At 69.5% G+C, this 12,983-nt stretch carries 11 protein-coding genes; 3 read left to right on the top strand and 8 right to left on the bottom strand.

What is annotated here, in order from left to right; translation table 11 throughout:
- Positions 1-39 precede the first annotated feature (39 nt).
- Both AC3WRV_RS05935 and AC3WRV_RS05930 read left to right on the top strand, forming a co-directional pair.
- Positions 40-1,044 (top strand): glycerophosphodiester phosphodiesterase, encoded by a 1,005-nt coding sequence (locus tag AC3WRV_RS05935; RefSeq protein ID WP_492312514.1) that lies wholly within the window; start codon positions 40-42, stop codon positions 1,042-1,044.
- A gap of 141 nt (positions 1,045-1,185) precedes the next feature.
- Entirely contained in the window at positions 1,186-1,443 is a 258-nt protein-coding gene (locus AC3WRV_RS05930) for a hypothetical protein (RefSeq protein ID WP_492312513.1), read from the top strand.
- A gap of 48 nt (positions 1,444-1,491) precedes the next feature.
- On the opposite strand, the gene glyS is transcribed toward AC3WRV_RS05930, so the two are convergent.
- The 3 genes from glyS to AC3WRV_RS05915 all read right to left on the bottom strand — a co-directional run bounded on the left by glyS (position 1,492) and on the right by AC3WRV_RS05915 (position 5,143).
- The gene (glyS, locus tag AC3WRV_RS05925; protein ID WP_492312512.1) at positions 1,492-3,699 is read right to left on the bottom strand and encodes a glycine--tRNA ligase subunit beta; all 2,208 of its coding nucleotides are present in this window, start codon (positions 3,697-3,699) and stop codon (positions 1,492-1,494) included.
- Positions 3,699-4,148: an endonuclease domain-containing protein gene (locus AC3WRV_RS05920; RefSeq protein WP_492312511.1), complete on the bottom strand. Its 450-nt coding sequence runs from the start codon at positions 4,146-4,148 to the stop codon at positions 3,699-3,701. Before AC3WRV_RS05920 ends, glyS begins: the two co-directional genes overlap by 1 nt.
- 107 nt (positions 4,149-4,255) lie before the next feature.
- A complete protein-coding gene (locus AC3WRV_RS05915) occupies positions 4,256-5,143 on the bottom strand; it encodes a glycine--tRNA ligase subunit alpha (RefSeq protein WP_492312510.1) in 888 nt (295 codons plus the stop codon).
- Positions 5,144-5,259: 116 nt separating this feature from the next.
- On the opposite strand from AC3WRV_RS05915, the gene AC3WRV_RS05910 reads away from it, so the two are divergent.
- A complete protein-coding gene (locus tag AC3WRV_RS05910; protein ID WP_492312509.1) occupies positions 5,260-6,000 on the top strand; it encodes a polysaccharide deacetylase family protein in 741 nt (246 codons plus the stop codon).
- Between the two features lie 163 nt (positions 6,001-6,163).
- Here AC3WRV_RS05910 and AC3WRV_RS05905 read toward each other — a convergent pair whose 3' ends face one another.
- From AC3WRV_RS05905 to AC3WRV_RS05885, 5 genes are all read right to left on the bottom strand, one after another.
- Positions 6,164-7,084, bottom strand: a complete 921-nt coding sequence (locus tag AC3WRV_RS05905) for a hypothetical protein (RefSeq protein WP_492312508.1) — start codon at positions 7,082-7,084, stop codon at positions 6,164-6,166.
- Between the two features lie 113 nt (positions 7,085-7,197).
- A complete protein-coding gene (locus AC3WRV_RS05900) occupies positions 7,198-8,118 on the bottom strand; it encodes a fasciclin domain-containing protein (protein ID WP_492312507.1) in 921 nt (306 codons plus the stop codon).
- Between the two features lie 222 nt (positions 8,119-8,340).
- On the bottom strand, positions 8,341-9,207 hold the full coding sequence (locus tag AC3WRV_RS05895; protein WP_492312506.1) for a 4-(cytidine 5'-diphospho)-2-C-methyl-D-erythritol kinase: 867 nt from the start codon (positions 9,205-9,207) through the stop codon (positions 8,341-8,343).
- A 3-nt stretch (positions 9,208-9,210) separates the two neighbouring features.
- A complete protein-coding gene (locus tag AC3WRV_RS05890; RefSeq protein ID WP_492312505.1) occupies positions 9,211-11,070 on the bottom strand; it encodes a tetratricopeptide repeat protein in 1,860 nt (619 codons plus the stop codon).
- Positions 11,071-11,137: 67 nt separating this feature from the next.
- Positions 11,138-12,790, bottom strand: coding sequence for an electron transfer flavoprotein-ubiquinone oxidoreductase (locus AC3WRV_RS05885; RefSeq protein WP_492312723.1), 1,653 nt, complete (start codon positions 12,788-12,790; stop codon positions 11,138-11,140).
- Between the last annotated feature and the right edge of the window lie 193 nt (positions 12,791-12,983).

Below are 12,983 nucleotides of genomic sequence, written 5' to 3'. Positions count from 1 at the left end.
CTTCACCGGCCTGTCGTCCGGCTGCGCTATCGCTGCGCCATGTTCCGGATCATCCTGACCGCCCTTCTGTTGCTGACCGCGAGCCCCGCCGTGGCCGACGTGCTGATCATCGCCCACCGCGGCGCCTCGGGCGAACGGCCCGAGCACACCCGCATGGCCTACGAGCGGGCCATCGAACAGGGCGCCGACATCATCGAGCCCGACCTGGTCATGACCCGCGACGGGATCCTGGTGGTCCGGCACGAGAACGAGATCGGCGGAACCACCGACGTGGCCGCCCATCCGGAGTTCGCCGACCGCCGCGCGACCCGCACCATCGACGGGGAGTCCGTCACCGGCTGGTTCACCGAGGACTTCACCCTGGCCGAGCTGATGACCCTGCGCGCCCGCGAGCGGCTGCCCGCGTTGCGCGGAACGGCCTTCGACGGGCAGGAGCCGATCCTGACCTTCGAGCAGGTGCTGGACATCGCCCGCGAGGCCTCGGCGCGGACCGGCCGGACCATCGGCGTCGCGCCGGAGCTGAAGCACCCCTCGCACTTCGCCGCCCTGGGCCTGCCGATGGAGAACGCCTTCGTGGCGGTGCTGGAGCGGCACGGGCTGACGGGCGCGAACGCGCCGGTGCTGGTCCAGTGTTTCGAGGTCGGACCGCTGGAGCGGCTCAGCGCCCGGATCGACACGCCCCTGCTGCAGCTGATGGCCGGCGAAGGCGGTCCGGCGGACCGGCCGGCGCTGACCTATGCGGCGATGGCGACGCCCGGGGGGCTGGCGGCAGTGAAGGCCTATGCCGACTGGATCGGGGCCGACACGGCGATGATCGAGCCGACGCCGGGCGCGCCGTCCTCGTTGATCGCGGACGCCCACGCGGCGGGGCTGAAGGTCGCCGCCTGGACCTTCCGGGCCGAGAACGTCTTCCTGCCGGAGGCGGACCGGGTCGGGGCTGAACCCGCAAGCCACGGGCGGCTGCGGGAGCGGCTGGCGCGGTTCGCCGGCTACGGACTGGACGCCGCCTTCATGGATCAGCCGGTGCTGGCGAGACGGCCCTGAGGCCAAGTCCCTGAAATTCCGCCCCTGGCGTCGTTAACGACCAGAACGGGTGAAGGCCTGGCATTGACAACCCCTGATCGTCACCCGAGCGTGCCGTCGGCCCTGCATCAGCAGGGCATGGCAGACTTTGGAGAGTGGACGATGAAACTTCCCCGTATCCTGCTTCTGACCGCCCTGGCGGGCTCGATCGCAGCGGCCGCGGCAAGCCCGGCCGCGGCGCAGACCAGCTACTACTGGGGACCCCAGACGATGGGGTATATGTATACCTATTACATCAACGGCCAGCTGGTCTCGACCAACTACATGGGCTGCGACGGCTGGGAATCCTGGGACGGCTACAACGGCTGGCCGGACCTGACGATGGGCGACTCGTACGACTACACCAGCTGGGAATGTTGATCCCGGCATGAGCGGGCGGGACGGTTCGCCGTCCCGCTTTTTTTCTCCCTACCCCGCGATCTGGCCGAAGTCGGCGACCCGGCCCATGACCGCGCGGACCTGACCCAGCAGCTTCAGGCGGTTGTCGCGCTCCTCGGCGACGTCCGAGTTGACCATCACGTGGGTGAAGAAGGCGTCGACCGGGGCGCGGAGCGACGCCAGGGCCTTCATGGCGGCGGCGAAGTCCTCGGTCTCCAGCGCGGCGTCCACGGCGGTCGCGGCGGCGGCGGCGGCGAAGGCCAGGGCGGTCTCGGGCTCCGGCTGGTTCGGCAGGCCGGTCTCGACCATGCCGGTCGGCACCGGACCCTTCTTCTCCTCGGCCTTGAGGATGTTGGACGCACGTTTGTAGCCGGCCAGCAGATTGGCCCCGTCGTCGGTGGCGAGGAAGGCGTCGAGAGCCTCCACGCGGCGCACGATGCGGACGAGGTCGTCGTCGCCGAGGGCGAAGACGGCGTCCACGAGATCGTGGCGCTTGCCCTGGTCGCGGAGGAGGACCTTCAAGCGGTCGGCGAAGAAGGCGAGTACACCATACTCGTCTTCCTGTTCGCCCACATCAGCTCCGAGATCATATACCTCTGAAAGCATTACATCTCGGTTCTTGATCAGGTCTTCGGGCTTACCAGCAAGCTCGCCAAGAATTTTGGGAGAAAGTTTCCCGATATCCTCAATTGAGAAGCTCTGTTGTTCGCGCGCTTTCACAATCAGGGCATCCATACGCGCTCGAAGGCCTTGAACAGCCGCAGCGTTACTCAATCGAAGTCTTGCTTGGTTCTCCAGCACCAGCCGGATCACCCCCAGCGCCGCCCTCCGCAGGGCGAAAGGATCCTTGGAGCCGGTCGGCTTCTCGTCGATGGCGAAGAAGCCGACGAGGGTGTCGAGCTTGTCGGCCAGGGAGACCGCCACCGTCAGCGGGGCGGTCGGGACCGTGTCCGAGGGGCCCTGCGGCTTGTAGTGGTCGCGGACGGCGTCGGCGATGGCGTCAGGCTGGCCGAAGGCGCGGGCGTAGTAGCCGCCCATGACGCCCTGCAGTTCCGGGAATTCCCCGACCATGCCGGAGGCCAGATCGGCCTTGGCCAGCCTGGCCGCCTGCTCGGCCTGATCCGGATCGGCGCCGACCAGCGGGGCGATCTCGCGAGCGAGGGCGGCGATGCGATCGACGCGCTCGGCCAGGGTGCCCAGCTTGGCGTGGAAGGTGACGCCGGACAGCTTCTTCGACCAGGCGTCGAAGCCGGTCTTCAGGTCCTCGTCCCAGAAGAAGCGGGCGTCGTTCAGGCGGGCGCTCAGCACGCGGCTGTTGCCGGCGGCCAGGGCCTTGCCGCCGTCCGAGGCCTCGACGTTGGCGACGACGACGAAGTTCGGCGCCAAGCCGTGCTTGGCCGGATCACGCACCGCGAAATACTTCTGGTGGACCTTCATCGACAGGCGGACGACCTCGGGCGGGAGGTCGAGGAACTGCGGGTCCATGTCGCCCAGGATCGGGGTCGGCCATTCGGCCAGGCCGGCGACCTCGTCCAGCAGGCCGTCGTCATCAACCAGGGCTAGCCCCTTGTCCGAACAGACCTTTTTCGCGGCTTCGAGGATGCGCAGCTTGCGGTCGGCGACGTCCAGCAGGACGAACTCGCGTTCCAGCTTCGCGCGATAGTCGGCGAAATCCTTGACCGTGAACGGCTTGCCCGAGCCGAGGAAGCGGTGGCCCTCGGTCGTGTCGCCGCTCTGAATGCCGTCGATGTCGAACGGAACCACATGGCCGTCGAACAGGGCGATGATGCGCTTCAGCGGGCGGATCCAGCGCAGCGTGCCGGAGCCCCAGCGCATCGACTTGGGCCAGGGGAAGGCGCGGACGATCTGGTCGACCATCTCCGGGATCAGGTCGGCGGTGGCGCGGCCCTTCTGGCTGATGACGGCGAACAGGACGCCGTCCCGCTCGACCAGCTGGTCGCGGGTCAGGCCGGTCTTGCGCAGGAAGCCGTCCAGCGCCTGTTCCGGGGCGTTGGCGCGCGGACCCTTCAGCTCTTCCTCGCGGTCGGGCGTGGCGGTCGGCAGGCCCTCGACGACCAGGGTCAGGCGGCGCGGGCCGCCGAAGGTGGTCAGCGCCTCATACGACAGCCCGGCGGCCTTCAGCCGCTCGGCGGCCATCCGCTCCAGGTCGCGCGCGGCGCCCTGCTGCATGCGGGCGGGGATTTCTTCGGAGAAGAGTTCGAGGAGGAGTTGGGGCATCACAAGTCGCTAAAGCCCTTCCCCTCGAGGGGGAAGGGTTGGGATGGGGTGGTGGCAGGCTGTTTGAGGGTCGGCATGGAGGCGCGGATAGCGGCCTCGATCTCGCTGACGACCGTATCGAGTTCCTTGTCGATACGGGCATTGGGGATCCGGAGGACACGGAAACCTTGGCTCTTCAGCCAGGTATCGCGGTCGAGATCACGTAGAGCGACGTCTGTGAGTTCGTGAACGCCGCCATCGACCTCGATCACCAGCTTGGCCCTAAGGCACACGAAGTCGACCACATAGCCGCCCAGCGGAGCCTGTCGGCGAATGCGTATATCGAGGCGGCGAAGGCGCTCCCAAAGCCTCGCTTCGGCACGGGTCGGAGACGCGCGCAGACGGCGGCCGCGTTGAGCGCCGCCCGGCTTGATCCGGTCAGGACCGGTGAAGCGGTCATATTCCACCATCGAAGCCCTCCCTGCCGACAACGCCTCACGCGCTACATCCTGACAAGCACTGCCGCCACCCCATCCCCCGGCCCCTTCCCCCTCGAGGGGAAGGGGGGAAGAGATGCTCACGCCTCAGCCCTCTCGCGTTCCACATAGGCCGTGGCGCAGGCCTTACACAGCTCGCGGATGCGGCCGATGTAGCTCTGGCGTTCGGCGACGGCGATGGCGCCGCGGGCGTCCATCAGGTTGAACAGGTGGGACGCCTTCAGGACCTGGTCGTAGGCGGGCAGGACAAGCTGCTGGCCCTGCGGACCCGTCATGGCCAGCAGGTTGGAGACCTCGGCGACCATGTCCTCGAAGCGGCGCTTCAGGCCGTCGACGTCGTAGCCGTGGAAGTTGGCTTCACTCTGCTGACGCTCGTTCTCGAGGAAGACCTCGCCGTAGGTGACGCCCTCCTTGGTGAACTTCAGGTCGTAGACGTTGTCGACGCCCTGGACGTACATGGCCAGGCGCTCGAGCCCGTAGGTCAGCTCGCCCGAGACGACGTCGACCTCGATGCCGCCGACGCCCTGGAAGTAAGTGAACTGCGTCACCTCCATGCCGTCGCACCAGACCTCCCAGCCCAGGCCCCAGGCGCCGACGGTGGGGTTCTCCCAGTCGTCCTCGACGAAGCGGATGTCGTGCAGGCTGGGATCGATGCCGATGGCGCGCAGCGAGCCGAGGTAGAGCTCCTGAAGATTGTCCGGGTTCGGCTTCAGAAGCACTTGATATTGATAATAATGCTGGAGCCGGTTGGGGTTCTCGCCATAGCGGCCGTCGCCCGGACGGCGGCTGGGCTGGACGTAGGCGGCCTTCCACGGCTTGGGGCCGAGCGCGCGCAGGACGGTGGCCGGGTGGAGCGTGCCCGCGCCGACCTCGATGTCATAGGGCTGGAGGATCGCGCAGCCCTGATCGCCCCAGTATTTGTGGAGCGTCAGGATGAGGTCCTGGAAGGCGAGCGGTTCGGTGGTCACGTGGAGCTGTTCGCAGTCGCAAAATGAGAGGCGCGGACCCTAGACGGCGGGCCTTTGTGGGGCAAGGTGAAGCCCGCCACACGGTTCTTTAAGCGCCTTGGGTGCAGTCTGTACCCATGAAGCAGATCGACCAGATGCGCCGGCGGGCGGCTCGTTATCTCGAGGTGGATGCGGTGCAGATCGCCCCGGCGAAGGGCGTGTTCTCGCTGAGCTTCGACGACATTCCCGCGACGGCCTGGACCGAGGCGGGGCCGATCCTGGCCGAGCACGGGATCAAGGCGACCTACTATGTCTGCGGCGGGCTGGCCGGCGGGCGGAACATGGACCGGGACCAGTTCCAGGTGCGCCACCTGCAGGAGCTGCACGCGGCCGGGCACGAGGTCGGCTGTCATACCTGGGGCCACACCAGCGTGCTGCGGATGGACGCCGAGGCGCTGAAGCTGAGCCTGGACGCCAATGCGGCCTGGGTGAGCGAGCGGCTGGGTGGGTACGAGATGACGACCTTCGCCTATCCGTTCGGCGACGCCACCCTGACGGCCAAGCGCCACGTGCGCGGGCGGTTCGACCTGGGCCGGGGCGTGCGCGACGGGGTCAATGCGGGGCGAGAGGACCGGGGACTGATCAAGTCCATCGGGCTGGAGAGCCGCCGCCTGCCCCACTACGATCTCGAAGGCCTGATGGCCGGGGCGGCGGCGTCGAAGGGCTGGCTGACGGCCTATGCGCACGACGTGTCTGACGACCCGACCGACTATGGCTGCACCCCCGACGATCTGGACCGTGTGATCCGGCTGGCCAAGGCCGCCGGGCTGGAGGTTCGGCCGGTGGGCGAGGCGTGGCGGGCGATGGCGGCGGGCTGAGCCGCCCCGTTCGGACGGGTGGAAAACACCGTCCGATGCGTCCGAAGCGTTCGGATCGCGACGCAGAAAAACGGGGTGCGAAGAGTGCGGATGCGCGCCGGTCATGGGGCGGAGTCTGGCACGCCGACGCGTCAGGATTGGACGTGTCGGCCGCCGGGGAACCTCAGGCCGCCTGCGCCAGCTCCGTCTTGCGGCCGTCCGCCCATCTGATCAGGGCGGCGCGGGGCCAGGCGACGATCCAGGAGCGGGCGGTGTATTCGCCCTTTTCGATCATCGCGGCGCGGGTGGGGGAGCTGGTGGCGGCGCGCTGGGTGTGGATGTCGCCCGGGCCCTGGTGGACCAGGAAGGCGCCGTGCTTGAGCGGATTGACGCGCAGATAGGCCAGGCGCGGGCTGATCTGCTCCAGCGGCGGATCGTAGAACCAGGATGAGCCCAGCATGCCCGCCATCTCGGGGCGGCGCTTGAGGATCTCGGCGGCGGTGGCCCAGGCGCGGTCCCAGCCGGCTTCGTTGAAGTCGCTGAGCTCGCGGCTTTCGGTATGGACCTCCAGCCAGGGCTTCCAGGCCTGGGCGGCGGCGTAGGCCGGGATCACCGACCAGCCCCAGCCTTCGCGGGCGTGGCGCAGGATCTGGCCCGGCCCCATGGGCGAGGAAAGGTCGATCATCTGGGTGCGGGCGCCGGGCACGCTGAGGACCAGCGCGATGCGCACGTCCTTGGCCCAGAAGTCGCGATCGTAGGGGTTCGCGCCCTCAGTCAGGAAGGCGGCGAGCCGGTCGATCCACTGGGGATAGAGTTCGAGCGAAGCCTGAGGCAGGTCGGCGGCGGGGACCCGCGCCGGCATCTCCAGCGCCCAGATCGCCACCAAGGCGCGGCGGTGGTCGTCGGTCAGGGCTGGGCCGAAGGCGGCCTGCAGGGCCTCCTCGGCGCGGTGGCCGGGCTGGTCGAAATCCCAGTGCGGGGCCGAGGCGGCGGCCGCGTCGGCGGCGGCGGCCTTGAACGCATGGAGGCGGGCGCGGTCCTCAGACGGGACCCTGTCCAGAACGGCCTCGAACGCGGCGATGTGGGCGGGCGTGAGCGTTTCCATGCCCACAGCCTAATCCACCACCGGTTTTCCGACGGTTAAGCGCGCAAGAGAAAGGCGAACACGAAAAAGGCGGCGGGCCGGAACCCGCCGCCTTCGTCAGTCTGTGGCCCGGATCAGTTCGGCGTGGGCGTGGGGGTCGGCGCCGGATTGGCGGGATCCTCGTCGCCATCGACCTGACCGTCGGTCGGGTTCTGGACCGGCGGCGACTGGACCGTGGTGGTCGTCGCCGACGGCTGGCCGTTCGGGGCGGTGGCGCCGGGCGAGGCCGGACGCTGGGTCTCGGTAATCCCGGTCGGGTTCGGCGTCGGGTTGGCGGCCGCCGGCGACGGGGGCGCGGTCGGGGCCGGAGCCTCGGTCGCGGGCAGCGGCGGGGTGGCCTCCTCCGCCGGGGCCGGGGCGGCCTCATCAGCGGCCGCGGCGGCTTCCTCGTCGCCCATGGCGGCCAGCGACTGGGCCGGGTTCAGGACCTTGTCGATGGCGAAGACAGCGCCGTTGGACGCGTCGATGTCGGCGCGGGTGACGGTGGCGCCGTCGACCTTGATGGCGTCGCCGGTGCCGTCCAGCAGCACTTGGCTGCGGGCGGCGGTCTCGACCCCGCCGCGCGCGCCGGTGATCTGGCTGGACGACACGTCAGACACGATCACGTGGTAGAGCAGCAGGCTGCGCAGCTCCTGAGCGTTGGCCGGGTCGAGCAGGCGCGTGCGGTCCGCTTCCGGCAGGGCGGCGAAGGCCTCATCGGTCGGGGCGAAGATGGTGATCGCCGGGCGGGTGCTGAGGGTCTGGGTCAGTTGCGCCTGATCCAGGGCGCTCAGCAGGGTGGTGAAATTGCCCTGCGCGCGGAGCACGTCGACAACATTGTTGGCCTGGGCGGCGGCCGGGGCCGGAGTAGCGGCGGGGGCGGCCGCGGGCGCGGGCTGGGCGGCGGTCTGCTCCTGCGGCGCCGGAGCGGGGCTCGGCGTCGCCTCCTGGGCGAAGGCGGGGCCGGCCAGCAGGGCGGCGGCGGCAGCGGCGGTCAGCAGTTGAGTGCGAAGCATGACAGTATCCCTTGCAATGAAGAATCCGGTCGCCGGGGGAGTCGGTGACGACCTGAAGTACGCTTGACTGCAGCGTTCAAGACCCAAGCAGGGCCTTGAGTTCCATATGGGGATTGATCATCCGCTGTTCATCGAAACGGCCAAGGTATTGTCTGGGCCATTTGTCGGCGAGCGGCACAATACCGGCGCCATGAGGTCAATAACCTCGAATATCGCCACATATCAGGCGAGTATCGTTGACTTCACCCACCAGTCCGAACGGCTGTCGGACAGGCGCCGCGCGGCCGTATCGGCCTCGGCGGCGGTGTCGAACAAGGCGAAGACGGTCGCGCCCGATCCGGACATGCGCGCGAGGCGAACCCCGGGCAGGCCGGCGGCGGCCTCCAGCGCCGCGCCGATGGCGGGCTCCCGGGCGACGGCGGAGGCCTGCAGGTCGTTGCGCTGCGCCGCCAGCCAGCTGAGCACGGGGTCCAGCGCCCACGATGGCGGCGGCGCGGGACGGTCGGCGGCGGCGGGCGGGCCGGCGTCATAGGCGCGATAGACCGCCCCCGTCGGCGAGGGCCGGCCGGGATTGATCAGGACGGCGGGCATCGGCGGCAGGGACGGCTCGAACGTCAGGACGTCGCCCCGGCCCTCGGCCCAGGCGGCGCGGGCGTGCAGGCACATCGGGCCGTCGGCGCCGACCTCGGCGGCGACCTGGGCCAGGACGTCGTCGTCGAGCGGCAGGGCCAGGGCGTCGCGCGCCAGCTTGAGCGCCGCGCCCGCGTCCGACGAACCGCCGCCCAGGCCGGCGGCGATCGGCAGGCGCTTGTCGAGGGTGAAGGCCAGGGCGGGCTCGGCCACGCCCGCCGCCTGGGCCAGCGCCCGGACGGCGCGCAGGACCAGATTGTCGCCCTCCCCCGCCAGTCCGCCCGCAAAGGGGCCGGTGACGGTTAGGGACAGCCGCTCCGCCGGAGCGGCCGCGATCCGGTCGCCCACGTCGGCGAAGGCCGCCAGGCTGGCCAGCGGATGGTAGCCGTCGGCGTCGACGGGGCCGACGTGGAGGAACAGATTGACCTTGGCGGGCGCGAGCGCCGGGGCGTCAGCCATGGATCAAGGCTGGGTTCCGGACACCGGGGTCGGGTCGGTCAGACCCGAGGTCAGCTTCTGCTCCACCTCGGCGCGGCGCTCGGCGTCGGGGGCGAGGGTCAGGACCCGGTTCCACTGCCACTGGGCCTCGCGGCGGCGGCCGACCTGCCAGTAGGCGTCACCCAGATGGTCGTTGATCTCGGCGTTGGCCGGCTCCTTGGCGACCGCGCTTTCCAGCGTGTTCACGGCGACCTCGTACTGACCCTGGCGATACTGGGACCAGCCGAGGGAGTCCTGGATGTTGCCGTCGTCGGGCTGAGCGGCGTGGGCGCGGGCGATCATCTCGGCGCCCTGCTCGACCCGGCGGCCGCTGTCGACCCACAGATAGCCGAGGTGGTTGAGCAGGATCGGGCTGTCAGGATGGGCCTGAAGGGCGGTCCACAGCTCGGTCTCGGCCTCATCGACCCGGCCCAGGGCTTCCAGGGCCGCGCCGCGCAGGAAGCGGACATCGGCGGACTGGTCCGGGGTATTGATCTCCGCACGGTTGAGGATGGCCAGCGCCTCCTCGAAGCGGTTCATGGCCATCAGCTGACCGGCGAAGGACAGGGTGGTGCGGCTCTGCTCCGGCGCGGCGGCCTGGGCGCGACCGAAAGCGGCCAGCGCCTCTTCGTTCCGCTCCTCGCGCTGGTAGCTGAGGCCGATGTTGTACTGGGCGCCGGCGTAGATGATGTCGTTGGCCGACCCCACGCGGGCGAGGGCCTGACGGGCGGGCTCCTCCTGCCCGTCCGCCGCCAGCGCCATTCCGAGGCGCAGGGTGGTCATGTCCGAGGGGCGCAGGGTCTCGGCCAGACGCAGCAGGATGGCGGTCAGCTTGTGGTCCTGACGCTCGCCGGCGACGATCGAGGCGAAGTCCAGGGCGTCGGCGACGCCGTCGCGCGGGGTCGGCGCGGGCGGCGGGCGGCGGCGGGCGGCGGCGCGCTCCAGCCCGTCGAGGGCGGAGGGATCCGGGGCCGGACCGGTCAGGGAGGCGCGGTACTGGACCACGGCCTCCTCGCGGCGGCCGCGGCGTTCGAGGAACTCGCCATAGTCGACGCTGTACAGGCGGGCGCCGTTGGGAATGGCCACCAGCGTCTTGTACTCGGCGTCGGCCTCGTCATAGCGGCGGCGGCCTTCCAGCAGCTGCGCGCGCTGCAGGCGCAGGACCAGGCCGGTGGGGTCGCTGGCCGGGGTCTCGACCGGCTTCAGGGCGGTGTCCCAGTCCCCGGCGGCGGCGGCCAGCGACGGCGCCATGAACAGGCCAACGATGGTGAAGGGCTGACCCAGCGGCTGGCTGTTGAGCGAGGCCCAGGCCGCGCGCCCGTCGCCCTGGTTCAGGGCGCTGACGATGGAGACCAGGCGGCCGGCGTCGGCCAGCTCGGGCGTGGCCTCCACCGTCGAGGTCAGGCGCACGACGGTGCCGAGGTCGCCGTTGAACAGGCTGGTCAGGAAGGTCTCGCTCTGCAGCAGCGGCTGCTCGGGCGTCAGCTGCTGGCTTTCGGCGATGAGGCGGGCGGCCTCGGCCCCCTCGCCGCGGAATCCGGCGATGCGACCCGACAGATAGAGACCGTAGGCCGACTGGCCCCGGGCGTCGACGGGAACGGGCGCCCAGACGGCGGGGATAGGCGGCGCAGCGGGTTCGGCTTCGGCGACGGGCTCATCGACCGGCACGACGGCGGGCGGGTGGATGCGGGCCGGATCGACGGCGTCCCCGTTCGCAGGAACCGGCGCGACGGGCCCGTTCAGGGGCGGATCGACGACGATAGGCGCGTCCTGCGCGAAGGCGGGAGACGTCAGCGCCAGCAGGGCGCAACCGGACAGGAGAAGGCGAAGCGAGGAAGGGCGCATAGGCCAACCCTTCCCACATTATGCGGCGGCGACAAGGCCCCTCGCCGCGAGGGCGAGGGTTTTGAGCTTACATATTCGGATAGTTGGGTCCGCCGCCGCCTTCCGGCGTGGTCCAGACGATGTTCTGCGACGGATCCTTGATGTCGCAGGTTTTGCAGTGGACGCAGTTCTGGGCGTTGATCTGGAAGCGCGGATTGGACTTGCCGTCCGCGTCGTACAGCACCTCGTACACGCCCGCCGGGCAGTAGAGGCGCGCGGGCTCGCCGTACTTCGGCAGGTTCACCCGGATCGGGATGGTCGGGTCCAGCAGCTTCAGGTGAGCGGGCTGGTCCTCGGCGTGGTTGGTGTTGGAGATGAAGACCGACGACAGCTTGTCGAACGACAGCTGCCCGTCCGCCTTGGGATAGGCGATCGGCTTGTGCTTCGAGGCGGGTTCGGTCGCCGCCGCGTCGGTCTTGGTGTGCTTCATCGTACCGAAGATCGAGAAGCCGCCGGTCAGGGTCTGGAACCACATGTCGAACAGGCCGGCCGCGCCGCCCAGGGTGGTGCCCAGCTTGGACAGCAGGGGCTTGGCGTTGCGGACCAGCTTCAGTTCCTTGTGGACCCAGCTGTTCTCATAGGCCGTCTGGTACGCGACCAGTTCGTCGCCCGAACGCCCGGCCATGACGGCGTCATAGGCGGCGTCGGCGGCCAGCATGCCGGTCTTCATGGCGTTATGGCTGCCCTTGATGCGGGGCACGTTCACGAAGCCCGCCGAACAGCCGATCAGGGCGCCGCCGGGGAAGGCCAGCTTGGGCACCGACTGGAATCCGCCTTCGGTGATGGCGCGGGCGCCGTAGGAGACGCGCGTGCCCCCTTCCAGGTGCTCGGCGATCGAGGGGTGGTGCTTAAAGCGCTGGAACTCGTCGAAGGGCGAGATGAAGGGGTTCTTGTAGTTCAGGTGAACCACATAGCCGACGGTCACGTAGCGATCGCCGAAATGGTAGAGGAAGCTGCCGCCGCCGGTGAACTCGTCCAGCGGCCAGCCGGTCGAGTGCTGGACCAGGCCCGGCTGGTGCTTCTCCGCCGGGATCTGCCACAGCTCCTTGACGCCGATCCCGAACTTCTGCGGATCGGAGCCGTCGCACAGGTTGTGACGGGCCATGATGGTCTTGGCCAGCGAACCGCGCACGCCCTCGGCGATGAAGACGTATTTGCCGTGCAGTTCGATGCCGGGCTGGAACTCGCCGGTCGGCTTGCCCTCGCGGTCGATGCCGAAAACGCCGGCGACGACGCCCTTCACCCGGCCGGACGGTTCGTCCCAGACCACGTGGCTGGCGGCCATGCCGGGATAGACCTCGACGCCCATGGCCTCGGCCTGCTCGCCCAGCCAGCGGGCCACGTTGCCCAGCGAGGCGATGTAGCAGCCGTGATTGTGCATCAGCGGCGGGAAGGCGAACATCGGCAGGGACACGACGCCCTGCGGCCCGAGCAGCAGGAATTTGTCCTTCCTGACCGGCGTCTCCAGCGGCGCGCCGCGTTCCTTCCAGTCGGGGAACAGCTCGTTCAGCGCCTTGGGATCGATGACGGCGCCCGACAGGATGTGGCCGCCGATCTCGGCGGACTTCTCCAGCACGGCGACGGAGATGTCCTTGCCGTCCTTTTCCGCCCGCTGTTTCAGGCGGATGGCCGCCGAAAGGCCCGCGGGGCCGCCGCCGACGATGACGACGTCATATTCCATGATCTCGCGCTCGACGCCCGCCAGGGCCTCGGCGGGCGGCAGCTTGTCGATCACCGCCTCTTGCCAGGCGTTCGTCGCGCCGCCTTCGATCTCGGCTTCGGCCATGCCCGATGTCCTCGTTATGCGTATGGTCTTCCCTGCCGTCGCTTATCGGAAGGTGACGCGGGGGCGGTCAAGGACTATCCCTGTGCGG

The sequence above is a fragment of the Brevundimonas sp. EU05-FHT14B11 genome (assembly GCF_058790835.1).
Note: the sequence above shows the minus strand (reverse complement) of the source record. Positions and strands in the feature narration are given on the sequence as shown.

Bases quoted from the DNA above. Each gene is read 5' to 3' on its own strand.
- AC3WRV_RS05910 (WP_492312509.1), top strand. From the start codon at position 5,260: ATGAAGCAGATCGACCAGATGCGCCGGCGGGCGGCTCGTTATCTCGAG.
- AC3WRV_RS05890 (WP_492312505.1), bottom strand. From the start codon at position 11,070: ATGCGCCCTTCCTCGCTTCGCCTTCTCCTGTCCGGTTGCGCCCTGCTG.
- AC3WRV_RS05905 (WP_492312508.1), bottom strand. From the start codon at position 7,084: ATGGAAACGCTCACGCCCGCCCACATCGCCGCGTTCGAGGCCGTTCTG.
- AC3WRV_RS05895 (WP_492312506.1), bottom strand. From the start codon at position 9,207: ATGGCTGACGCCCCGGCGCTCGCGCCCGCCAAGGTCAATCTGTTCCTC.
- AC3WRV_RS05900 (WP_492312507.1), bottom strand. From the start codon at position 8,118: ATGCTTCGCACTCAACTGCTGACCGCCGCTGCCGCCGCCGCCCTGCTG.
- AC3WRV_RS05920 (WP_492312511.1), bottom strand. From the start codon at position 4,148: ATGGTGGAATATGACCGCTTCACCGGTCCTGACCGGATCAAGCCGGGC.
- AC3WRV_RS05935 (WP_492312514.1), top strand. From the start codon at position 40: ATGTTCCGGATCATCCTGACCGCCCTTCTGTTGCTGACCGCGAGCCCC.
- AC3WRV_RS05885 (WP_492312723.1), bottom strand. From the start codon at position 12,790: ATGGAATATGACGTCGTCATCGTCGGCGGCGGCCCCGCGGGCCTTTCG.
- AC3WRV_RS05930 (WP_492312513.1), top strand. From the start codon at position 1,186: ATGAAACTTCCCCGTATCCTGCTTCTGACCGCCCTGGCGGGCTCGATC.
- glyS (WP_492312512.1), bottom strand. From the start codon at position 3,699: ATGCCCCAACTCCTCCTCGAACTCTTCTCCGAAGAAATCCCCGCCCGC.